16 protein-coding genes are annotated in these 22,894 nt (G+C 61.1%); 9 read left to right on the forward strand and 7 right to left on the reverse strand.

Annotated elements, in window-relative coordinates; genetic code table 11:
- Window positions 1-677: 677 nt before the first annotated feature.
- Window positions 678-5,798: a RecQ family ATP-dependent DNA helicase gene (locus C2I35_RS00170; RefSeq protein ID WP_103761029.1), complete on the forward strand. Its 5,121-nt coding sequence runs from the start codon at window positions 678-680 to the stop codon at window positions 5,796-5,798.
- Window positions 5,799-6,311: 513 nt separating this feature from the next.
- Here the strand turns inward: C2I35_RS00170 and C2I35_RS00175 are convergent.
- The gene (locus C2I35_RS00175; RefSeq protein ID WP_103761829.1) at window positions 6,312-7,205 is read right to left on the reverse strand and encodes a LysR family transcriptional regulator; all 894 of its coding nucleotides are present in this window, start codon (window positions 7,203-7,205) and stop codon (window positions 6,312-6,314) included.
- An 89-nt stretch (window positions 7,206-7,294) separates the two neighbouring features.
- Here C2I35_RS00175 and C2I35_RS00180 point away from each other — a divergent pair, with 89 nt between their 5' ends.
- The gene (locus C2I35_RS00180; protein ID WP_103761030.1) at window positions 7,295-8,044 is read left to right on the forward strand and encodes an SDR family NAD(P)-dependent oxidoreductase; all 750 of its coding nucleotides are present in this window, start codon (window positions 7,295-7,297) and stop codon (window positions 8,042-8,044) included.
- On the opposite strand, the gene C2I35_RS00185 is transcribed toward C2I35_RS00180, so the two are convergent.
- Window positions 8,045-8,476 (reverse strand): cyclophilin-like fold protein, encoded by a 432-nt coding sequence (locus C2I35_RS00185; protein WP_103761031.1) that lies wholly within the window; start codon window positions 8,474-8,476, stop codon window positions 8,045-8,047. It lies immediately after the preceding gene.
- Window positions 8,477-8,479: 3 nt separating this feature from the next.
- The gene (locus C2I35_RS00190; RefSeq protein ID WP_103761032.1) at window positions 8,480-9,676 is read right to left on the reverse strand and encodes an MFS transporter; all 1,197 of its coding nucleotides are present in this window, start codon (window positions 9,674-9,676) and stop codon (window positions 8,480-8,482) included.
- A gap of 220 nt (window positions 9,677-9,896) precedes the next feature.
- Between C2I35_RS00190 and C2I35_RS00195 the strand changes: the two genes are divergently transcribed.
- Complete coding sequence (locus C2I35_RS00195; protein WP_103761033.1) at window positions 9,897-10,985, forward strand: alpha/beta hydrolase; 1,089 nt, start codon at window positions 9,897-9,899, stop codon at window positions 10,983-10,985.
- A 454-nt stretch (window positions 10,986-11,439) separates the two neighbouring features.
- Here C2I35_RS00195 and C2I35_RS21765 read toward each other — a convergent pair whose 3' ends face one another.
- Entirely contained in the window at window positions 11,440-11,679 is a 240-nt protein-coding gene (locus C2I35_RS21765; protein WP_146049923.1) for a hypothetical protein, read from the reverse strand.
- A gap of 472 nt (window positions 11,680-12,151) precedes the next feature.
- Between C2I35_RS21765 and C2I35_RS00200 the strand changes: the two genes are divergently transcribed.
- The 6 genes from C2I35_RS00200 (at window position 12,152) to C2I35_RS00225 (ending at window position 17,632) form a co-directional block, all read left to right on the forward strand.
- Window positions 12,152-13,516: a site-specific integrase gene (locus C2I35_RS00200; RefSeq protein ID WP_103761034.1), complete on the forward strand. Its 1,365-nt coding sequence runs from the start codon at window positions 12,152-12,154 to the stop codon at window positions 13,514-13,516.
- Complete coding sequence (locus C2I35_RS00205; protein ID WP_103761035.1) at window positions 13,513-14,226, forward strand: cytochrome c-type biogenesis protein; 714 nt, start codon at window positions 13,513-13,515, stop codon at window positions 14,224-14,226. Before C2I35_RS00200 ends, C2I35_RS00205 begins: the two co-directional genes overlap by 4 nt.
- A gap of 103 nt (window positions 14,227-14,329) precedes the next feature.
- Complete coding sequence (locus C2I35_RS21770; protein WP_146049924.1) at window positions 14,330-14,539, forward strand: helix-turn-helix transcriptional regulator; 210 nt, start codon at window positions 14,330-14,332, stop codon at window positions 14,537-14,539.
- Window positions 14,539-14,901 carry a hypothetical protein gene (locus C2I35_RS21775; RefSeq protein ID WP_146049925.1) on the forward strand — a complete coding sequence of 121 codons (363 nt, stop codon included), beginning with the start codon at window positions 14,539-14,541 and terminating at the stop codon, window positions 14,899-14,901. Before C2I35_RS21770 ends, C2I35_RS21775 begins: the two co-directional genes overlap by 1 nt.
- A 61-nt stretch (window positions 14,902-14,962) precedes the next feature.
- On the forward strand, window positions 14,963-16,912 hold the full coding sequence (locus C2I35_RS00220; RefSeq protein ID WP_170067081.1) for a primase-helicase family protein: 1,950 nt from the start codon (window positions 14,963-14,965) through the stop codon (window positions 16,910-16,912).
- Window positions 16,913-16,921: 9 nt separating this feature from the next.
- Window positions 16,922-17,632: a primase-helicase family protein gene (locus tag C2I35_RS00225; protein ID WP_103761039.1), complete on the forward strand. Its 711-nt coding sequence runs from the start codon at window positions 16,922-16,924 to the stop codon at window positions 17,630-17,632.
- A 1,188-nt stretch (window positions 17,633-18,820) separates the two neighbouring features.
- On the opposite strand, the gene C2I35_RS00235 is transcribed toward C2I35_RS00225, so the two are convergent.
- The 3 genes from C2I35_RS00235 to C2I35_RS00245 form a co-directional block, all read right to left on the reverse strand.
- Window positions 18,821-19,807: a Ku family protein gene (locus C2I35_RS00235; RefSeq protein ID WP_146049928.1), complete on the reverse strand. Its 987-nt coding sequence runs from the start codon at window positions 19,805-19,807 to the stop codon at window positions 18,821-18,823.
- Window positions 19,804-21,597: a type I restriction-modification system subunit M gene (locus C2I35_RS00240; protein WP_103761041.1), complete on the reverse strand. Its 1,794-nt coding sequence runs from the start codon at window positions 21,595-21,597 to the stop codon at window positions 19,804-19,806. Before C2I35_RS00240 ends, C2I35_RS00235 begins: the two co-directional genes overlap by 4 nt.
- Window positions 21,598-21,674: 77 nt before the next feature.
- Window positions 21,675-22,883 (reverse strand): HNH endonuclease, encoded by a 1,209-nt coding sequence (locus tag C2I35_RS00245; RefSeq protein WP_103761042.1) that lies wholly within the window; start codon window positions 22,881-22,883, stop codon window positions 21,675-21,677.
- Window positions 22,884-22,894 lie beyond the last annotated feature (11 nt).

The following is a 22,894-nucleotide window of genomic DNA, read 5'->3' on the forward strand; positions in this document are numbered from 1 at the left end:
CCTCGCCGCCCAGCCGGAAAATTTCGTTTATAGAAGTTTTCGCCGGCCTTTAATGTCCCATTGCGTACCTTTTCAACTGAAGCGTATTCAACCTTTGTGTGCGGAATTTTCATGAAATCGCGCAATGACTCTCTCAAATGCCTATAAAGGCTTAATAAATTTAACGCTCAAAAATTAGCCGTCACGCCTCACCGGGCGATAACCCGAAGAATCGCGATCAGCGGCAGTTCAGGTTATGCTTCGATAAGCTAATTTCTTGCGGGTTCGCCGAGCCACGTCAGACAGGATAACTTCATTCAGTCTCACCCGGTTCGAAGTGGTAAGACACGCGCCAATAGTCTCTCCACCTGATTGTCCATTCCTTCATGTTCGGGAACCGAATGACGGACAACACAAACAAGCGACTTTACCAGGACGTGGTAATCCGGACGTCCGGCTAGGTTGTCGCTGGAAGCCCAAAGACAAGAGAAACTGGCCCCATCCGGCAAATCTGGCATGGCATCGAGAGAATATCTTTGGTCAAATGGCTTCCGAAGGTCCCGCTCCTTGGGATTAAACACTAACCTGCCAGTATGAAAAAAATAATTTCCCGCGGCATAACGAAAGCCCTTGGCCGTAGCCGACCATTCCAGCCCGAAATGCCAAAGGCTGACCCGCCGGTAATTGACAAGATTCAAATGACGCGAGGCCAATCCGAAATCCTGTCGCGCTGTTTGTCAATTGATCTGGAGGTCGATCCGAATGAAGCCCGGATATTCGCCTTTGCCGCCGTGCCAGAGAGCGATGGAGGAGGAATCGTTCATCGGAAAGGTGACCCGAAAGTCGCGCTTGAAAAACTCGACCTGTTTTGCGCGGGTTTCGCTCATGTCATTGGGCACAATATTCTGCGCCATGACCTGCCGCATCTCATGGCGGTCTCGCCGCGCTTCTCAAAGCTCGCAGAGGGACCGATTGACACGCTGTGGCTCAACCCACTGGCATCCCCGCGCAATCCCTACCACAATCTGGTGAAACACTACCGCGATGGGCGGCTGCAAAGTGGTCACGTCAATGATCCTGAGTTCGACGCGCGGCTCGTGTTCGAGGTTCTTCGCAACCAGATCGACGCCTTCGTATCGCTGAACACGTTGTCGCCAGAAACGATGATGGCCTATCACTGGCTGTGCTGCCGAGGTCCCGGTAGCGACGGGTTTGATCGGTTGTTCAGCGATGTACGCGGGGCGTCCATCCCGACGCAAGCGGAAGCGCATGAGGCCATTCAGACGCTGCTAAAAGACGTGGCCTGTGGCGCACAGGTGAACGCTGTGCTCGAGCGGCTCTCGGACACTGAGCTGGGTTGGCCGATGGCATATGCCCTTGCCTGGATTTCGGTCGCTGGTGGGGATTCTGTCATGCCGCCTTGGGTGCGGGCGCAGTTCCGTGACGCAGCACGTCTCGTCAAAGCCCTGAGGGATACGAATTGTCGTAATCCGCAATGTGGCTATTGCGTAGAGCATAACGATCCTGCCCGTGCGCTCGAGCGCTGGTTCGGCTTCCCAAGTTTCCGTCCAGACCCGGTCGACGAAGACGGACGCCCGCTTCAGGAAAAGATCGTGGCGACGGCCATGGAAGGTGACAACCTTTTGGGCATCCTGCCGACGGGCACGGGCAAATCCATCTGCTATCAGATCCCCGCGCTGTCTCGGTTCGACAAAACCGGGGCCTTGACCGTCGTCATATCGCCGCTTGTGGCGCTGATGGCGGACCAGGTTCAGGGCTTGGTACGGGCCGGAATTTCCTCGGCGGTTACGATCAACGGGCTATTGTCTTTGCCCGAGCGTCAGGATGCGCTCGACAAGGTACGGCTTGGGGACGCTGCGATCCTATTGATTTCGCCCGAACAATTGCGCAGCACAACAGTTCGGTCCGTTTTGGCACAGCGCGAGGTAGGGCTATGGGTGCTGGACGAGGCGCATTGCGTATCGAAATGGGGGCACGATTTCCGACCCGACTATCGCTATGTTTCGCGGTTCATCAAGGAGAGCTCAGGCGATGAACCCGCTCCGGTACTTTGCTTGACCGCAACGGCAAAGCCGGACGTCGTGCAGGACATACGCAGTCATTTCAAAGAGCGGTTGGGGTCCGAGCTGGCGTTGATCGACGGTGGCGCATCGCGGTCGAACCTGAGCTTCCAGGTGCTGCCAACGCAGCGGGCAACCAAGATGACCGATATCCTCGACACGATCGAGGCCCGACTTCCGCGTGAGGGTGCGTCAGGAGCGGTCGTCTATTGTGCGACCCGAAACGCTACCGAGCGCGTGGCGGAGTTCTTGAAACAACACGGCATCGCGGCGGAACGTTATCATGCGGGCCTTAGCGCCGATGACAAGCGTGAGATCCAGGAGGACTTCCGCGTCGGCAATTTGCGCGTAATCGCGGCCACCAACGCCTTTGGGATGGGGGTCGACAAGCCGGACATTCGTCTGGTGGTTCACGGGGACGTGCCGGGGTCGCTGGAAAACTACCTGCAAGAGGCCGGGCGCGCCGGACGGGACCGCGAGCCTGCAAACTGCGTACTTCTGTTCAATACCGAAGACGTAGATCGTCAGTTCAGCCTCAGCGCGCGGTCTCGACTCGCGCGGCACGAGATCGGCGCGATCCTGAAAGCACTTCGTCGGCTTGACACACGAACCGGAAAGGGCGGTGAAATCGTCGCCACGCCGGGTGAGATCGTGCATGAAGAAAAAGACCGGGATTTCCAGCGGGACAGCAATACTGATGATACGCGGGTGAAGACGGCCGTCGCCTGGCTGGAAGAAGCGCACCTTCTGAACCGCGAGGAAAATCGGGTGCAGGTGTTTCCTGCGTCGCTACGGGTCAAGAGCATGAAGGAGGTTCGCGAAATCCTCGCATCTGCCGAGATCACAGAGCGGCGGCGAGAGGACCTGACGGCTATCGTGCAGCATATCATCAACGCGCCGCAGGAAGAAGGCATCACCACGGACGAGTTATGCGGGGTCAGTGGGCTGACGGTGTCGGGCGTTCGAAAGGCTCTGGTGGACCTCGAGGCGCTCGGCATCGCAAAGGACGACACGAACATCACCATCTTCGTGCATGTCCGTGTCGAGAATGCATCGTCGAAACGCTTCGATGCGGCATCCCGGCTGGAAGCCGACCTGATCGCGATTTTGAGAGAGCAGGCGCCCGACGCGGAAATCGACGAGGTTTTGTCCTGTCATCTGACCTCAGTTGCGCAAGCCCTGCGGGAGCGGGGCCACGCCTCTGTGCGGCCTGACATCGTCGAGGGACTGCTCCGCGGCATGGCGCAAGACGGCCGCGACATGGATGGCGGGCGGGGCAATATTGGCCTGCGCAAAGCCTCTAAAGGCAGCCTCTTGGTGCGCCTACAAAGATCGTGGGCGGTCGTCGAGCAGTCCGCTCAGCTTCGGAGGCAGGCGGCGGAGCGGTTGGTGTCTCATTTGATCGACCAGGTTCAGGCCGGCCTGCGCGGCAAGGACGTTCCTGTTGAGACCACCCTTGGTGACCTTCTGGCGGCGATCAGTAGCGATGCGTTCTTGCGAGCGTCCGTCAATGATCCGTCGAAGCTGATGGACCGTGCGCTTCTGTGGCTGCACGAACAGCAGGTGGTGACTCTGGGTAAGGGCTTGTCCGTGTTTCGCTCAGCCATGACGTTGCACATCAATCCGGAAGGCGGCGGTTTTACGACCCAGCATTTCGCGCCACTCGAAGACCACTACAGCGAACAAACCGTCCAGACTCACGTGATGGCGGCCTACGCGACCAAAGGCATCGACGATATCGATCAGGCCCAGCGGCTCGCGCATGATTATTTCGCACTGGATCAATCCGACTTCATGAAGGCTTGGATGCCGGGGCGGATGTCAGAGTTCAGGCGGCAGGCCACGCCCCAATCCTATGCGGAGATTGTCGATGATCTGGGCAACAAGATCCAAGAGCATATCGTGCGTGACGACCGCGAACAGACCAATGTGCTGGTGCTTGCGGGTCCGGGCTCGGGCAAGACGCGTGTGTTGGTCCATCGTGTCGCCTACTTGGTCCGGATCAGGCGCGAGGATCCCAACGGCATTCTGGTTCTTGCCTATAATCGCCACGCGGCGGCCGAGATCCGGGAGCGCTTGCGGCGGCTGATTGGCGACGACGCGCGGTTCGTGACGGTTCTGACGATCCATGCCCTGGCCATGCGCCTGGTCGGGGCGAGTTTTGCCGGTCGAGCAGGGGCAGATGCGCCTGATTTCGATACGCTTCTGACCGATGCAGCGCGTCTGTTGCGCGGCGACGGGCTGGACAAGGTCGAGGCCGAAGCCTTGCGAGAGACCTTGATCCAGGGGTTCCGCTGGATACTCGTCGACGAATATCAGGACGTAGGCCCTGAGGAATACGCTTTGATCGCCACCGTGGCCGGGCGCAGCATCGACGACCCGGACCAAAGGATCAGCCTCTTCGCGGTCGGCGATGACGACCAGAACATCTATGCGTTTGCAGGTGCTTCAGTGCGCCACATCCGGCAATTCGAGCAGGATTACTCCGCCAAGCCGGTCTTTCTGACCGACAATTACCGCTCGTCGAAGAACATCATCGCGGCGGCGAACGCCGTGATCGAAGGATCGCGCGAGCGAATGAAAACGGGGCACGGAATTACCGTCGACCAATCGCGGCAGAAAGACCCGGCCGGAGGGATCATGGAAAGCCTGGACCCGGTTGCGCAAGGGCGGGTTCAAATTCTTGGCTGCCCAGCCGGGAATGACGCTCAGGCCCTTGCTGCGGTCAACGAGATGGTCCGACTGTCAAAACTGATCCCGGATTGGAGTTGGAAAGGTGCGGCAATCATTTCTCGTGATTGGCGCAAGCTTCTACCGGTCCGCGACTTTGCTGAGGCGCATGGAATTCCAGTCGAGATGGCGAACGAGAACTTGCCAAGTGTGTGGCGCACCCGTGAGATGCAGAGATTTGTCGGCAGTCTGCGCGACAGGCAGGGGGCCATGGTCAGCTTGGGCGACCTGACCGAAATTCTGAACGCGATACCCGCAAGCTGTTGGACTGACCGGATTGGCGAGGGCCTTGGCCAGCTTGCGCGAGAAGTTGATGGCAAGGCGCTTCCGACCCCTGATGTGGTGGAATGGTTTGCTGAATGGTCGAAGGATTCTTGGGGGGTGCAGCGCGGCCTCAAATTGTTGACGGCTCACCGCGCGAAGGGTCTCGAATTCGACGATGTCGTGATCATGGATGGTGGTTGGGAGCGGCCCTCGCGAAAAGAAGATCAGGACGCGCCGAGGCGATTGTTCTATGTCGCCATGACGCGCGCGCGGCGCAATTTGATCGTCATGAGCAATGACAATCACGAATACCTTCCCACCGAGTCGCCTGCCGTGGTCACGCGACACGTGGTGCCCGACTTGACGACAGTCCCCGGCCCACGCCGGTTCTTTCAATCGCCTGAAATGAAGATGGTCGACCTGTCATTCGCAGGACGCCAAGGTGATCGGCACATCGTTCATGACGCGATCGCCGAAGCACAGGTCGGCGATCCGGTCAGGCTCTCCACTGTCTGCGATCGCTGGCAGATCGAGGATGCTCGAGGGCGGTCCCTCGGGCGGATGTCAAAAGCCTTCGCACCGCCATCTGGCACGAGTTTTGTCGCCGGCGAGATCGCGGCCATTATACATCGGAGTAAAGAGGATGCAGATGAGCGCTTCCACCATCTGCTGAAACGCGCCAATTGGGAAGTCGTTTTGCCTGAACTGGTCTTCGAAGAGGTCAAGGGTGTTGAGAGGGATTGAGAAAGGATCAGAACGGCAAGTAAGGCGGTCAACGGGTCGCTCGCTTCTCTTTCGACAAGGCACTACTGAGGGCCGAAAGCGGTGGATGACTTGTCTAGGGTGAAAGGCGGAAAAGTCCGCGTAGCAGACCCTGACCCAATCAGTCGCGCTTGTCTGCTCTCGGCCCAAAGCCGACCTTCGCGCTTGGCGCAGCGGATGACCGGTGTCAGCCCAGAATGGCCCTTCTTGTCGCGTCGGCCATCACACCTTGGCACGGAGCGCGGAGCGGATGTTCGCTGTGCAAGCGGGCGATTATTGGGTCGGCGGCGCAAGCTGGCTTTCAATCAAGCGTGTCGGCCGAACCCCAACTTCGTCGATGAGAGGCGCGAAAGCGATCCCGTAGCCGAAACTGCTCACTTACTCTGCGGAGATTTCGCAATTCCGCCATACAGTGCCATCGGAAGCAAGGACGATGGCTTGCCTCTTCGCATGACAGCGGTGCCCCTGTTTAGCACGGCGCCGCCTCTGCGCAGCTCAGCCCTTGTGACGTAACGCCTCCAGGACGGCCCTGAACGCTGGCGAAGGCTGGCGCCGGTTGGGGTAGTAGAGGTGGAAGGGATCGAAGAACGGACAGTAGTCATCCAGCACCTGCACCAGGCGTCCCGCCTTCAGATGGGGGTCGGCCAGATCCACCGACATGTAGGCGCAGCCGAAACCGGCGAGCGCCGCGTCGAGAACCAGAAAGATGTTGTTGAACGCCAGTGGCCCGTCGACCCGGACCCGCAGATCATGTCCGTCCTCGCGGAATTCCCAGGGGAAGGTGCGCTTGGCCGATTGCAGGAGGAAGTTGACGCAAGGCAGGTCAGCCAGGTCGCGCGGGTGGGTCGGCTTGGGGTGCGCCTCGAACACCTGCGGCGCGGCCACGACGATGTAGCGCAGGGGTTCGCCGATCCGGGCCGAGATCATGTCCTTGGCGAGGTGCTCGCCCCGCCGCACGCCCGCGTCAAAGCCTTCGGCCACGATGTCGTTGAACCCGTTGTCCTGCGTGATCTCGACCTTGATGTCCGGGTTTGCCTGTAGCAGAGGCTGCAACTTGGGCCAGAGCACCTGGCTGATGCCAAGCTCGGAGGACACGAGTCGGACCGTGCCCGCAGGTGTTTCGCGCAAGCTACCAAGCTCGTCGAGCTGCGCATCGATCTGGCCGATATGGTGGCTGATGCCGTCAAGCAGGCGCTGCCCGGCCTCGGTCGTGGCGACGGCGCGCATGGTCCGGGTCAGCAGGCGCAGGCCGAGCCGTTCCTCCAGCTGGCGGATCGTGTGGCTCAGCGCCGATTGCGACACGCCGAGGCGGGCGGCAGCGCGGGTGAAGTTGCTTTCCTGCGCCACGGCCAGAAAGGCCCGGAGGTCGTTGAGGTTTTCGCGGGGCACGGTCTGTCTTTCATTCAGGATGGTCGATTGATCAAATGCGATTACATCCGATTTGTGGATAATCGGCAAGACAGACAGAAAGGCACGATATGGCTCGCATTTTCGTAACCGGTTCGACGACGGGGGTCGGGCATAATGCCGCGAAGTCCCTCCTCGAGGAGGGGCACGAGGTCATCCTCCACGCACGCAATGCCGAACGCGCCGAAAGTCTCGGGGCGCTGGCAGACAGGGCCCAAGTGTTGACAGGGGATCTGGGCGATCTGACTGAGGTCCGGCAGCTGGCCGAGGATCTGAACGCCATCAGGTCGATGGACGCGAACCTCCACAATGCGGGGATCATTGACGATGAGCGGGCGGAAACGCCGGATGGTCTGCTTCGGGTGCTGATGGTCAACGCGCTGGCGCCCTATATTCTCAGCCTGCTGGCGGATCGCCCCGCGCGGCTGATCTTTACCGGCAGTTCGATGCACCGGGGCCACGACGGGGCGCTGGACGACATGGACTGGACCCGCCGCCGCTGGTCGGCGAGCAGCGCCTATGGCGAGAGCAAGCTGCTGGTCACGGCCCTGTCGGCGGGTTTTGCGCGCAGGCTCGATGCTATCTGCCACACGGTCGATCCCGGCTGGGTGCCGACGCGGATGGGCGGTGCCTCGGCCAGCGATCCATTGGATCAAGCGCATATCACCCAGTGCTGGCTGGCGACCGGTGCCGGGGAGGAGACGGGCGGCTACTGGCACCACATGCGCCGCCAGCGCCCCGATCCCAAGGTCGAGGACCCCAGCTTTCAGGACGAAGTGCTGAACCGGTTCGCGGAGATGACGGGCGTTCCTGTGCCCTAATCAGATCATCTCGATGCGGACGGGGAAGGTGCCCTTGTGCAGCAGGGGCGCCACTTCGCCCTCGATATGGCCCAGCCGGATCAGGTCATCGCGGAATGTGTAATCGTCGTGGAACAGCGCGAGGTTACCCCAGCCGAGAAAGTAGCACAGATCCCCCGGCGTCTCGTCACTGAACGTCTCGAAGCCACCTTCGTCGAGGCGACGCGGCAGATGCACGATCTTCTCGTTGGTCGAGAAGTCCCGGATCTCCAGCTCGGCGGGCAGCATTGAGACAAGGTCGCGCGTGGTCGGGTTGTCGAACAACTGATAGACCGCCTGCTGGTCGTCGAAACCTACGCGCATCTGCATCGACTGCGCGCGGGCCACGGCGGGGATCATCAGGGCGGCGGCGCCACCCGCAAGGATGGCGCGGCGGTTAAGTCGGGTCGTCATGTCTCAGCTCTCCGTCTTCGGTTTCAACAGATTATGGCCCGTGCCGGTGATCGCAAGCGCCACGATGGCCAGAAGAACGCTTCCGGCAAAGGTGGCTTCGACCGACCACAGGTCCAGCAGGAAGCCCCCGATGACGCCGCCCAGCAAGATCGACGCCTGGATCACCGCGACTATCAGCCCGCCCGCCGCCTCGGGAAGGTCATCGACGTTGCGCGACATCCAGCTCATCCAGATCACCGACATGGCGGTGTTCATCGCGCCCCAGATCGCCAGCAGCAGCCCCGCAGCGACCACCGATCCCCCAACGATCAGCAGCGCCGCCGTGCAAACGCCTATCACCAGCGCCGGCAGGCAGAGCAGCCGCTCGACCCGGCCTCCGACCATGCGCCCCGAGAGCGACGAGCCGACGAACCCGGCCCCGCCCAGCACCAGCAGCAGCACTGACAACAGGTCGACACCGACGCCGGTGACCTGTTCGAGGAAAGGCCGCAGGTAGGTGAACATGGTAAAGGCCGAGCCCCAAGTGAAGGTGATCGCGATCAGCCCGCGCCGGAAATGGCGACGCCGCAGCAGCGTGCCGAAGGTGGCAAGGCTGGCCCGCGTCGTCACCGGTAGCGAGGGCAGCGCCACGAGGTGCCACACGAGGTTCAGCGCCACCACCGGCGTCAGCGCCCAGAACACACCGCGCCAGCCGACGATGTCGCCAAGGTAGCTGCCCAGCGGCGCGGCAAAGGCCGCCGCGATCGCCTGTCCGCCATACATCAGCCCGAGCGCGCGGGGCACGTCGGCCTCTGGCACCAGGCGCATCAGGATAGAGGTCGCCAGCGACCAGAACCCGCCGACGCAGACCCCCAGCAGTGCCCGACCCGCCATCAGCACCGCAAAAGACGGCGCCAGCGCCACCACCACCAGCGAGATCAGCATCAGCGCCGTCAGCACCACCAGCACCGTCTTGCGGTTGATCCGCCCCGCGATGGTGGTGATTGCAAGGCTGGTGGCCACCGCAAAAAGCCCGCTGATCGAGATCGCCTGCCCTGTCTGCCCGGTCGTGGCGCCAAGCCCCTCGGCCATCGGCGTCAACAGGCTGACCGGCATGAACTCCGACGCGATCAGCATCGCCACGCAAAGCGACATGGACCAGACGGCGGCCCAGGCCCCGTGGGTCGTCTCGTCTGGCTGTTCGAGGGGAATGTCCGTCAAGGTCTGCTCCGTCTGTCTGCCTTCGGCCTCTTCTATCCGTTCGGAGCGCGCGCGTTTATGCGGGATTCCGGCATGCAGTCATGCGCGGAATGGATCAAAGCCGCACCTGCAGCGCGCCCATTGATGAATGATCCTCATAGCGACATCCGGACTTTGCGGTCTAATCGTATGGTTTCCCGCCCCCATCTTGAGTGCAGATAAAGCAAGAAAGGGATCAAAGATGACCGAAATACCGCAAACCCCCGCCGCAACCGACGTCACCGATCAGGGCCGCCGCAACCTGCTCAAGATGGCAGGCGTGAGCGCCGCCACCATCGCCGCCGCCTCCTTCGGCAACCCGCTGCGCGCCCAGAGCAGCGACTGGGACAAGACCTTTCCGCAAAGCGATGCGGTCGAGCATTCCAAGGTCGAGTTCACCAACCGCTATGGCATCACCCTCGTGGGCGATCTCTACATGCCCGCCGAGCGCTCCGAAGGCGTCATGCCAGCGCTGGCCGTTGCTGGCCCGTTTGGCGCGGTCAAGGAACAGGCCGCCGGTCTTTACGCGCAGATCATGGCCGAGCGTGGTTTCGTGACCCTGGCCTTTGATCCGTCCTATGTCGGTGAAAGCGGCGGCCAGCCGCGCTCGGTGGCCTCGCCGGACATCAACACCGAGGACTTCATGGCCGCCATCGACTTCCTCGGCCTGCATGATGCGGTGGACCGCGAAAGGCTCGGCATCATCGGGATCTGCGGCTTTGGCGGCATGGCGCTGAACGCGGTGGCCGCCGACAAGCGGGTGAAGGCCGTCGCGACGACCTCGATGTATGACATGTCCCGCGTGATGGCGAAGGGTTATTACGACAGCCTCACCGACGAACAGCGCGCCGAAAACCTCGCCGCCATGAGCCGTCAACGCTGGGATGATGCTGCGTCCGACAGCCCCGCTCTGGCTGGTGGCCTGCCCGACAGCCTCGACGGCATCGACGACCCGGTGATCCAGATGTATTTCGCCTATTACAAGGATCCCGAGCGCGGCTATCACCCCCGGTCGGTGAACTCGAACGACGGCTGGACCGTGACCAACCCGCTGTCCTTCATGAACATGCCGCTGCTGACCTACATCGACGAGATCGCACCGCGCCCCATGCTGGTGATCGCCGGCTCCGAGGCACACTCGCGCTATTTCAGCGAGGAGGCGGTCGCGGCGGCGGCAGAACCGAAGGAACTGATGATCATCGACGGCGCCGATCACGTCGATCTGTATGACCAGGTGGACATCATCCCCTTCGACAGGCTCGAGTCGTTCTTCAGCCAGAACCTCGCCTGAAGCCGGGCGATTCAAGACGGGGTGCGGCCTGCCGGGCCGCACCCTGTTTCATTTCGGTGGTCCGGACGTCGAATGGCCAGCCCGACGGTCCGCGCCCAGCATTGCCCGAACGAGCGACGCCAGATCATTCCGAGACTGTCCGGCGGGCGTAGCGCTTCGGTCCGAATGGATCCGGCTGACAAATCGAGCCACAGGCGCGCTCGGTCACGCAATCATCGCGCTGTTGCCCACACCCGCATCGTCCACATCGCCGTTGCGCTGCCACCAGGTGAGATGTGCGCCTTCTCCGCGAACTGGATCTCTGCCCTTAGAACGCGCTTCGCGTTGGAAGAATGACCGCTTTCCTGAAGCTGTGGCGCAGGGTCGGCGACAATTCTTGGACGGCCAGTATATCGGGTGCGCCTGTAGAAAAAGGTGCACCAACTCGACCGGGCGCGGCCGCTTTCTGCGCACATCAGCCATTCAACATGGTCGCAGCGAAGGTCGGGAGTCCGCCCATTGCACTGTATGCTGTTTCTTTAGAACTTTTTGAGTGTGCGCGAAGGCGCTCATCAGATCCAGCAATGCTTTTTTTGCCAATAGTCGTATCGTTTGACAGCACAGTCAAAAACATCAGACGTTCAAGGTTTTGTTTGCCGCTCCGAATGATTGCAGCAATTTTGATTTGGCTTAGGGACGGGGGTGTGGCGGTCAACGCGTGCTCAAATGAGGCGCATCAACCTTTCTCATGGAAACATCTTTATTCGCGCTGATTTCAAATCTCAGCTTCACCGTGACGTAAAACCCGCCGCGCTGAATAAAATCATCCGATATTCTGCGCGCGCCGTGCATAGCGCGAGGCACCAAAAGTCACAACTTTGGGACCCACCCTGGGACTCAGGCGAGTGGCGTCCGGAATTGCCGGGTCCCACAAGCGCGTTAAGCGTCTGGTCGATAGTGGAATTTTGGCTCCGGCGGTAGGGATCGAACCTACGACCAATTGATTAACAGTTATAGAAATCCGGTTTCACAGGCTTTCATGCCGTTTCACACTCTTTCATTAAAGCACTGTTTTCGCTTTCATAATTGTGTTTTTGGCCGGAGTGCCTATCTTGTAATTTCAATGATCGGTGGCGACTCGGTGGCGATTCTGCCCTCAAGTCGCCACCGGAAGCCCGGAGGCCGGAATGCCCGTTATCAAGATCGCCCGCCGCACCATCGCGGCAATCGAGACCCCCGAGAAGCCCGTCACCTATTACGATGACGCCTTGAAAGGCTTCGGGCTCCTCGTGCGCCCCTCGGGTTCGCGCTCGTGGATTCTGGAATATCGCCCGGGTGCCGGGGGGCGCGGCACGGCCAAGAAGCGCGTTGTGCTGGGCAATCCCGAGACTGTCACGCCGGAACAGGCCCGCGACATGGCGAAAGACTTGCTCGCCAAGGTGCGCCTCGGTGCCGATCCTGCGGCCGAACGCGCCGAAGCCCGGGCGGCTGACACGATTTCCGAGATTGCGGCCGAGTGGCTTTCCCGGCACGTTGATCCCAAGCGCAAGGAGGCAACCGCAAAGCTGTATCGCGCGGTTCTCGATACTCACATTTTGCCCGCCATTGGCTCCCGGAAGGCCGTGACGTTGACTCGGAGCGACGTTGCCAAGCTGCACGGGGCGATTGCTCGCAAGGCGACGGGCGCCAAGAAGACCGGCGCGAAACGCACGGCCGCGCAGAAGACGAGGGGCGGCCCGATCATCGCCAATCGGGCGCTGGCGGTTCTCAAGGCAATGTTCTCGTGGGCCATTGACCTCGGCCTTCTCCCCGAAGGATCGCAGAATCCGGCATCCGGTGTGGAGGCGTTCAAGGAGAAGGGTCGCGAACGGTTCCTTTCCTCGGAAGAAATGCAGGCCCTCTGCGCTGCTCTGACCCTAGCGGAAACCGAGGGGCTACCGTGGCAAGTGAACGAGGCAGCACCGGGCGCGAAGCACCTGCCTGCGCCCGAGAACCGCCGTGCCTATTTCGACGTGCATTCGGTGGCGGCAATTCGGCTCCTTTTGCTGACCGGCGCCCGGGTTCGGGAAATCTTGGACCTGCAATGGGCGCATGTCGATTTCGGGCGGGGGATGCTCCGATTGCCCGACTCGAAGACGGGCGCCAAGGTGATCGTTCTGGGAGGGGCTGCGCTGGCCTTGCTGGACGGACTGCCGCGCACCGGGCGCTATGTGATCGCCAGCACCTCGGCGGGGACCGAGAACGAGAAGCCCCGTGCGGACGTGAATCGCCTTTGGCGCGCGGTTTGCCGTGAAGCCGGAATCGAAGGGACGCGGTTGCATGATCTGCGCCACTCCAACGCGGCCGTGGGCGCCGGGGCGGGCCTGAGTCTGCACCAGATCGGCGCTTTGCTCGGGCATTCGCAGGCGGCCACGACGAAACGTTACGCCCACCTTGCCGCCGATCCGCAGCGCCGTGCGGCTGACTTGATTGGAAACGAGGTAGCCGCCGCACTCGGCTTGGGGGCGAACGTGGTGCCGATTGACGGCAGGAAACGGGGGACACAGGCATGACCGAGGAACACCCGCTGGGCGCGGTCTGCGGCCACGATGATATTGCGCACCTGCCACCCAAGGAACGGGCTAAGATGCGGCGGCTGCGGGATTGGCTGGCCGCGCGTTCTTGGAAGCCTTCGCAGGCGATGGCGGTGCTGTGTGGCTATGATCCAGAGGTGGGGCGCAACACCGGGGGCGCCGATATGTCTTTCCTCCCCGGCGCAGATGATTTCTACGGAGTCCCGTTCGGTGCGCGCAAACCCGATGACCTGCGGCAACTGAATGCCGGACTCGAGGAGCAACACGGTTATATTGGCGGGCTGCGCCTGACTACCATGCCCCCCAAGGAGGCGATCGCGAAGACGGTTGCGGCCGGGGTGCCCATTCCGTGGCTCAAGGTCGCCCGGGATGATCCTGAGTGCCGCAAATACTTGCCGCGCCAAGCTCTGGACGCTCCTGCCGGTGCGCCACGCGTCCCGCTGATCGCAAGAGAAGTCGCCTCGCTCGGGGGCAAGGCAAAGCGCGACAAGGACCCCAAGAGGGCAGAGTTTTTCCCCATTGTCCGGCGGCTGGTTGCCAAAGGGAAAAGACCGCAAGAAATTATTGGCTATTTGATTGACGAGTTCGGTGACGGGGAGGATCAGAAACGTCCTTCCGAAGCCACGGTTTATAGGTGGATCAAAGAGATCAAGGACGGGAGCGAAATGAATCGGGATGTCGAGGGCTGAAAATTCTCAGTGCTTGCAGCAATAATGTAAGTGCTTGCACTGGTTGGGTAATTCGGAAAGTTCATGCTGTGGTGTCCGGGTAAATCCTTGCCCGGAGCCTGAAATGCAAAACGAATCCCTTCCTCTTTATGTCAGCACCGATGACGCCGCGAAGATTCTCGGTCTCTCGCGCTCTTCGCTGGAAAAATACCGGCACTATCGGGACCTTGAAGGCCTTCCTTATGTCGTCTTCGGCCGTGGTGCGGTCCGGTATCATGTCCCCTCGCTCTTGAAGTGGGCGGAAGGCCGCACCGTTCGCCACGGGGCCGCGTGATGACCGAAGAACTCCTTGCAGTGGACCGCGACTGGTTTGATGCCCACCCGGGCCGCAGTTTCCGTATTCGCCGGATGATCCCGGGAGAGTTCTTTCCTGATCCGCGCGACCAGCCGGTGCTGAAAAAGGGAGAAACGCTTGCCGTTGCGATCATGCGTTCGGCCGCTCTTGCCGCTAATGCAAGAGCGAATTTTCCGGTCGCACCGCGTGGCAAAGCGCATTTCACTCTCGTCCAGAAACTTGAGGAAGGAGTGCGGGCGAGATCGCACTTGATCTTGAGCGACCAGCTTGAACCGGAGACGGTTTCCGATGGCGCAGCCGAGGCTATCGCCGTTCTGCACGGCAAAGTCTGGGGGTGGTGAATGATACCCCGCACCGAACTCCCCACCTACGCCGTCCGGTTGCACCACGATCAGCAAGGCGATGTTGTCGTTTTCGTTGAGCCGTGCCCAGTCTGTGGAATCCGCCACACCCACGGCGCGGACGAAGAACTGCTTGCGGGGAAACCGAGCTACCGCGCGGCACATTGCCGGGCTTCGATGCTTCGCCACCGGCGCGATCAGCACACCGGCCGCCACCTGTGTGGCTATTTCCTGTCGCTCGAAAAAGAAAAGTGAAACGCCCGGGCGTTGGGACCGTCCGAGCGCAAAAGTGTGGAAAATCAGAATGCACATGAAGAATACTTCTCGGGCCGCGCCCGATCAAGAGTCGAGTCTCCGGCCTGCGGACGCGCCTTTCCGCTACACGATTTTTCCCGACGAAACGGGGGGGCGAAAGGTCGAGAAAGTCGAAACGCTGAAAGAACTCGCCGCGCGCATCCCCGGAACCTCGGCCGAGGCGAAAGAATACCTGCCGTTTCTGAAGCTGGCGCGTTTCGGTGATACGACCGCGCTTTCGCCTTCGGGGCGCTCGTATCGCTGTGACGCAAACGTGCTCGAAGTGTCCGGGATTGAGGGCGACTATGACGCAGGCGAGATCACGCCGGAGACCGCCCGGGACGCTTTCCACAAAGCTGGCGTTCTGGCCTTGGTCTACACTACGCCGAGCCACTTGAAGCCCGGCAAAGGCAACCGCTTCCGTCTTGTGCTCCCTTTCAGCCGCCCCTTGCCGCCCGATATACGGTTTAACATGGCAGCGCGGATGAATGGTGTTCTTCAAGGCGTTTTGGCGGACGAGTCCTTTCGGCTCTCGCAGGGGTTCTATTTCGGGTCCGTCGAAGGCGAAGCGACGGTGAGGACTTTGCTCGTTGACGGACCCCGGTGCATAGACGAGGCCGACGACTTGGATGCGCTAGCAATTGGTCCGAGCTGTCCGCCCAGCGCCATGCTTTCCGAGGCGCCGCAGGAAGCTGTTGACCAGTCGGGGGTTTCCAACGCGGTGGCCCACGCCCTGACGATGCTTGATTGGGCCAAGGCCCGGATTGTCGAGGCCGCAGAGAAGGGCCTTTCTCGCACCGGAGAAATTCATCGGCAAGCCGTTCACCTCGGAGGGTATGTTGCGTGCAGTGTCCTTTCTGAAGAACAGGCGCGGGAGGCGTTGACGGCAGCGGCAGATGAAGTGGGCTATCTGGCCGACTATTCCTCCCGCGATCTTGAGCGCCACATCAGCAACGGCCTCAATTCGGGCATGGCTCGGCCGCTGCCGTGGTGTGATCCTCTGGCGGACTTCGACGATGCTGAAACCAGCATTCCGGCGAATGAGCTCGCAGGCATAGAAGACCTTGTTGGGGCGACGACGGCCGCTCCGGCGTCCAAGGTCGGGAAGCCCAAGGTTGACCGCGCGACGGCGCGGATGAACGAGCGTCACGCAGTGGTGCGCCACGGTGCCAAGACTTGGATTGCGGATTTCACGGGAGACCAGATCGAACTTGGGCCGGTGGAAGGGCTGCACGCCCTTTACGCGAATGATTTGGTGCCCGCCGGGGCCAAGGGGGCGATGGTTCCGGTTTCCAAGCACTGGATCACCTCCCCCGGGCGGCGCACCTATCACAGCATTGTCTTTGATCCGAGCGGCAGCGCCCCCAAGAGTGCGCTCAATCTCTACTCCGGCCTTGCCGTGCAGCCTGAACTGAAAGGCTCGTGCGAGAGGATTGTCGCGCACGTTCGGGATGTGATCGCGGCGGGGAACGAAGCGCATTTCCGGTATGTCATCGGGTGGCTTGCGGACCTCGTGCAGAACCCCGGTCGGAAGCCCGGAGTTGCCCTCGTGCTGCGTGGCGGCAAGGGAGTGGGCAAGGACACGCTGGCCGAGATCATGGGGCGGATGATTGGCCGCAAGCACGTTGCCCACATCATCCGGGCCGATGACCTGACCGGGCGGTTCAACGCTCCCTTCGCCACTGCGCTCCTCGTCCACGTCGAGGAGGCGTTTTGATCGGGCGACGTGAGCAAGAAGGGCACCCTTCAGGCGCTCATCACCGCACGCACCCAGCCCATCGAACGGAAGGGGGTTGATCGGATCGAAGTCGACTCCTTTCTGCGCGTCTTGATGACGACCAACGATGAATGGGCAGTTCCGGCCTCGGAGGATGAGCGCCGCTATGCGGCCTTTGACGTTTCGGACGTCCATCAGCGCGAGGCCGGATGGTTCGGCCCGCTTTATGATGAGATCGAAGGGACCGGACCCGCCGCGTTTCTTGCATATCTCCTTTCGGTTGACCTTGCCGGGTTCGACGTGCGCGACGTTCCGCAAACCGAAGCCCTGCGGGATCAGAAAATCGCCTCGCTTCGGGGCGTGGAACTCTGGTGGTTCGAGGTGTTGGCCGAGTTCGAGGATTTCGGGGATTGGTCTGATCCGATCACTGTGAAAAAGGAGGCGGTGAGGGCGAGCTATAAGGCTGCATTGCGTGAAAGGCGGTTTGGCGGTGATCCCGTTGTCGAGTCGGTCTTCACCAAAGATTTGAAGCGGCTCTTGGGTGACGAACTGGCCGAAAAGCGGCCCCGCGTTGATAGGAAGCCCGGTGCCCGTGTGTTTGTCTTCCCTTCGCTGGCTGAGTGTCGTGCGAAGTTCGAGCGGTGGCTTGGGGCTCCGGTGCAGTGGGGTGATACTGACGCCGGGGTGGACGATGACCCGGAAGCCGATGCACTGATATGACGCGCAACCCGGGCTGCGGTGTTCCCCGTTTGCCGTGGTGGATTGTCCAGGGCGGGGTTTACCGGCTTTCCCAGCGCTCCCGGCTTAATTGCCGTTCCCGAACTTCCCGCTATTACTTCGGGGTGATCCGGGTGCTCCGGGCAGTGATCCGAGTGAATCTATCTGTAACCCATTGTTTTTTTCGAGTGATCCAAGTGATCCGGGCGATCCACCCTTTTTTGGATATTCTTTTATTTATGCTTCTCTACGCCCCTGTTCTCCGGGGTGATGTTCTCCCAAAACGGATTCCTCAGACGATTTGCCTTTTTACTTGGATCACTTGGATCACTTGGATCGGGGGTGTGTAAGGTATTGAACTGTCGAGCGTTTGTGCGATCCGGGTGAAGCGTCCCGATCCGGGCTGACCCGGATCACCCGGACCAACCCCGAGGCGCTGAGCCGCCGCTCTACCGTGGCTGGCTGTCCGGGTGCTGCTCAAGGGCTTGCCGACTTTCCCAGCATTCCCGGCTTTACCGTGACGGGTCCTTACCGGCTGGTGGGAATGCGGGTAACGCGGAGCCCCGGTCTTTCCCGCTGCACAGAAAATTTTGAATCAGAAACCCGGTTCCCCTCGATTCTAAAAAATCTTGGCTAAAACTCATGACTTCCGAAAAAACTTCGCGAACCGGGGCTCCGCGAACCCCCTGACGATCCCCACCCCCTCGGAAGGACCCGAGCGACCTCGGGCGCCCCGTTGTCTTGGTGATCCGAACGCCGGGCGTGTGCTATGGTCTGGCTCTGGATCGTCACCCGGGGGAGGAGAACATACCGAATAACCGAACGCACGAAAGCTCTCCCTTTCCCGACCCGCCGGATGCTCAACCGCGCCGAGGCCAACTATGTCGGTGTATCGGTGAACACGCTCGACCGTATGACTGCCGATGACTTTATGCCCGGGCCGATCCGGGTATACGGGTTAGTCCTCTGGGATGTGTGCGCGCGCTCGACTCTGCAATCGACGCCTTGCCGGGCAACGATTGGGACGAGGTGCTGTAGCTCTGCGGCTCTGCTCCTTGGGGCGGCATGATCGGGCTGCGGCCACGCCCTGCGCCCAGCGCACGAAGCCCCGCATCACGGGGAGAAGACGACTGCCCCCGGCGCTGAGGGCACCGGGGCACAGGCTTCGTCTGGGCTGACGCGCTCGGGGGCCTAGGAGGCGGCTTCGTCATCACCGGCTGGCGTCACCTCTTCGGCGCCGGAGACAAAGAAGTGGTGTTGCTTCTCCTGATTCAGATAGTCGGACAGCGCCGAGCGCGCCGTGGCGAGGGTCTGATAGAAGGACCGGAACGGCTCGGAGATTTCCTTGGCGCGTTCGGGCGACGGGGGCACGGGCAACAGAATTTCGAGATACCGCTTGCCCACGTCTTCCCGGTTGGTCTGCATGAAGATCACCCGGCGCCATTGGTCGCGCACCACTTTCAGCGATAGTGCCCAAAGCAGATAGAAGGGATCGAAATTCGCCTTCGGACCCGGCCGGAGAACGATGACTTCCTTGGTCATCACCACGCGCTCTTGCCCGGGCAGGAGGATGCAGAAATCGCCGATGTTCTTGGACGTTCTTTCGGGGCAAACGAGGTCAAATGCCTGAAGGCCCGAACTCTGGCCGTGCCAGAACTTCTTGGCGACCGAAAGGGGAATCCGGTTAGTCGGGTTGATGTTCACCAGCCCAGCGCGCAGGTCAGAAACCTTGATGTAGGGCACATCCCCAATCCGCTCGTCCTGCGACGGCGAGCCATGACCGCCGCGACCTTTCAGGACGCCTTGCTGAATCAGATCGCCGATTGAGGCCGTGTCGAACCCGGCGAACTGCGGCGCTTTCATCGCCTCGTTGAACTGATCCCGATAGCGGTGGTCATAGTAGGCGGGCACGGCGCAGCGAAGGTCAATCTCGGCGGCCGGGATGAAATTCAGGGTCTCGGTTGTCTCGCCGTTCGCCAGCGCAATGGCGTCCGCCTTCAGCTTGTCGTCTACCGCGTCCACGGCCGCCCCGGTTTCTGGGTCAATCTCTTGAACCCGCTTACCCGTGTTGGGGTCCACGATGGGCAGGAGGCGCCCGCCTTTCGTCAGGCCGCAGGTCGGGGCGGTGGAAACCATAATCGTTTCGCTGGAAAACCAGCTCGGCTTGCGGATACTCATTTGCCTGCCTCCTTCTTCGCGGTGGTCTTTTTCGGGATGGCAGAGGAGTCGAACGCCGTTTCGACGTGGCCTACTTTCTCGAAAATGTAGAAGTTCGTTTTCGCCCGGCAGAACTCTTCAAAGGCTTCCATCGGGATATTGAGCATCCCCCGCAGGGCGAGGCGTCCATTCAGCCAATAGGGGAGCCACCGATAGGAGTAGCTGAAGAAATAGGTCTCGGGCAGGACGATCCCGACGCGCCCGCCCACTCGGAGCAAGCGATAGCATTGCTCAAGGTAGACCAGCCCGATTTCCAAGTCGGCATGGTCATTCGGACCCTTCATCGCGGCATAGGTCGAAATCGTGTAGCCCGCCGCCCGGCAGTCTGCCGCCTTGACCTTCAGGCTGGCGCCGAAAGGTGGGTTGGTAACGACCACGGTGAACTGTTCAAGGCCGAATTTCTCCGCCGGGCTACCCAACTCCTGACTGAGCCTCGGATATTTAGCGGGCCAGAGGTTTGTGCGCACCGCATCCCCGAGGAGAACGTGGGTTGAGCCGTCCCGCATGGCGACCATCGTGGCCTTGGTCAGCTTGACACCGATGTCATCCTTATCGACCCCATAGAGGTTATCGTTGGCCCATTTCACCAGATGATAGGCTTCGTCTTCGCCCGGGAACTCGCGCTGGGCGACCTGCCGCAGCGACTCCACCACGAAAGCCCCGGAGCCGCAGGCGGGGTCAATCACCTTGTCCGCCGAGGTGATCTCCATCGCCATGATGGCAGGGCGCACCACGCGCAAGGGCGTGAGATACTGGCCTTCCCCGCTCTTGAGCGCCGAGGTTCGGAAAATCTGGAACGCCTTGGCGAGGAGGTCAACGTCATCCCCGAGGATGCGGAACGGGCTCAACTCGGCCACCACGGCGAAAATCGTGTCATCGCTCAGGAAAAGGTCTTCCCTGTCAGAGGCGTTGAAAATCCTCGTCCGTTGCTTGTGGTAATACTCTTTGTAGCTCTCTCGCACCCGGTTCGCGGTGAGTGCCACCTTGGTCATTGCATCGCCATAAATGCGGAAGTCCACCGGGTTGCCGCGATTGGCTGACCGGCTGGCAATGGCGTCACTTTCGAGCTTCACGAGGAGGATATGCAGCAATTCCCGAAGCTGTTCCTCGCGCCGCACCACATGCGGGTCAGAAACCACGACCGTCGCCACGAGGCGCTTGAGCGCCCCGGACAATTCGGCCTCGCTCGGCTGGCGCATCTTGTCCCAAGTCGGGGGCTCGTCCGGGGGCTGGGTCAAATCATCGGTCGGGTGGGGGAGACCCGCGTTCTCGACAAAGACCCATTCCGATTGATGGCGCTTGTAGACGGCGAGAGTTTGGCTGCCGTTGGTCCAGAACCCCATTTTCGCCATTGGCTCGTTGCTGAGATAGCGCAGGAGTTGAGAACGCCCGGCCTCAATGTCCGGGGCCTTGAACTCGAAGATCACTTGCAGGGCATACCATTCGCCGCTGTCATCGGCGAAGGCGACCAAATCGGCCGAACCACAGGTTGCATACTTCTGGCCGCGCTCGCGCTTGGTCAGATCATGCGGCGTGTCTGGCACCTGCCATTCGGACTTCCACCGAAGCTGGGTTTCCTTCCACCCAAGTCGAAGCAAGTCCCTGATAATCTGTTGTCGGACTGTCTCTTCGGGCTTTGTCGGTGCGGCGTCGGTCATCTGCTCCCCCATCGTATTGTTTGAGAAACGGGCTACTCGTTTTCTTTGGGGGATGCTAGGCGCAAATCGGATTGCGCACCCAGAAACAGGCATTCAGCGCCAGCGCGCCGAGGTAGGAAGGTGCGAGTCCTCGTCTGGCGTGGATCACCCCGCCGTGGTGGCTCATGTCGCTAAAGGTGCTGTTTTCGGAAGTTCTCGAAGTGGAATCCGAGGCTCTTGGGGGAGACTTCATCTGTGACGGTTTTGCCGCGAAGGCTCTGGTAATCCGGCGATGCGATCCGGTCTGAAACCTCGATAGCCTTGGTTTCAGGGTTGATCGAAATCAGGTGTGCGTCAAAGAGCTTGTGAATGTCGCTCCGCAACAGAAGGCCGTTCTCGGGCTTGTCCCGGTCGGCAAACCGCTCGGCATAGGGGATGATATGGGCGGCTTCCAGAACCGAAAGCTCGCTCGTCCCGGTTATCGCGCAGCGGTTCGGCCGTTTGCTCAATAGGGCCTGCCGGAACGCGCTCTGGTATCGCCGCAGGACCACTTGACGTAGGGCGGTGGCGTCTTCGACCTTCTCAAGGTTAAGAGGCTCGTGCGGGTCCGGGTTCTGGTTCTCGTATTGCGCGATTTTGTGGGCCTTTTCCCGAACGGCGGACAGTAGCGAGTCCACGTCGCTATCCGAGATCGGCCAAATCCGGCTGTGGCGGCTCGCTCCGATGCTGGCAATGAAAGTGCCGTCATCCTTCTGCGCTTCCAAGAGTTCTTTCCCCACCGGGCGCTCGAAGAACACCGCGTCCAGCACCCGGGCGCGGCGATCCGGCTGCATGGGGCCGAACTCGACCACGGCCGTCAAACCCCGCCCGCGCTCGCCGTCTTTCTCCTGCTCATGTAGCCACACGAGGCCCCGGAAGCCCTTGGTCAAAATGTCGTCGGCATAGCTGTTCTCTTTGTGAAGCTCGGGCAAAGCTGCATCCCGACCGACCCAGCTTTCGGCGGTCGGGCGAACGCCCGGCTCTCCGAAAAGCTCAATTGCGCTGGATTTGAGGAAAAACTGAATGTCCTGCCGCCGGAACTCCTGAACCTTGCTCGCCCCGAGCTTCAACCGTTCATGCGCGGCGGCGATCACGTCCGGGGTGAACCGTTCCGGGTATTTGATGACCAAGGCTTCATAGCTCTGATCCGGGTCAATCTCCTCGAACCCGGCAGAGGCGTTCGAGACCCGGCTGGAAATCACCGAGACCACGCCCAATGCGTTGATGTCCCGGGGCTCATACCCGAGGCCCGCCCGCTGGCCTTGGCTGCGCTTGACCTCCTGCCAATGATCGTAAACCCGGGCGAGATCGTTTTCCAACGGATCGGCGCTGCCTCTCAGGGCTTTCATCACTTCGGACATGCGGTCTCCTG

Origin of the sequence: Roseovarius confluentis (assembly GCF_002917925.1) — a bacterium.
In the GTDB taxonomy this organism is placed as follows: Bacteria; Pseudomonadota; Alphaproteobacteria; order Rhodobacterales; family Rhodobacteraceae; genus Roseovarius; species Roseovarius confluentis.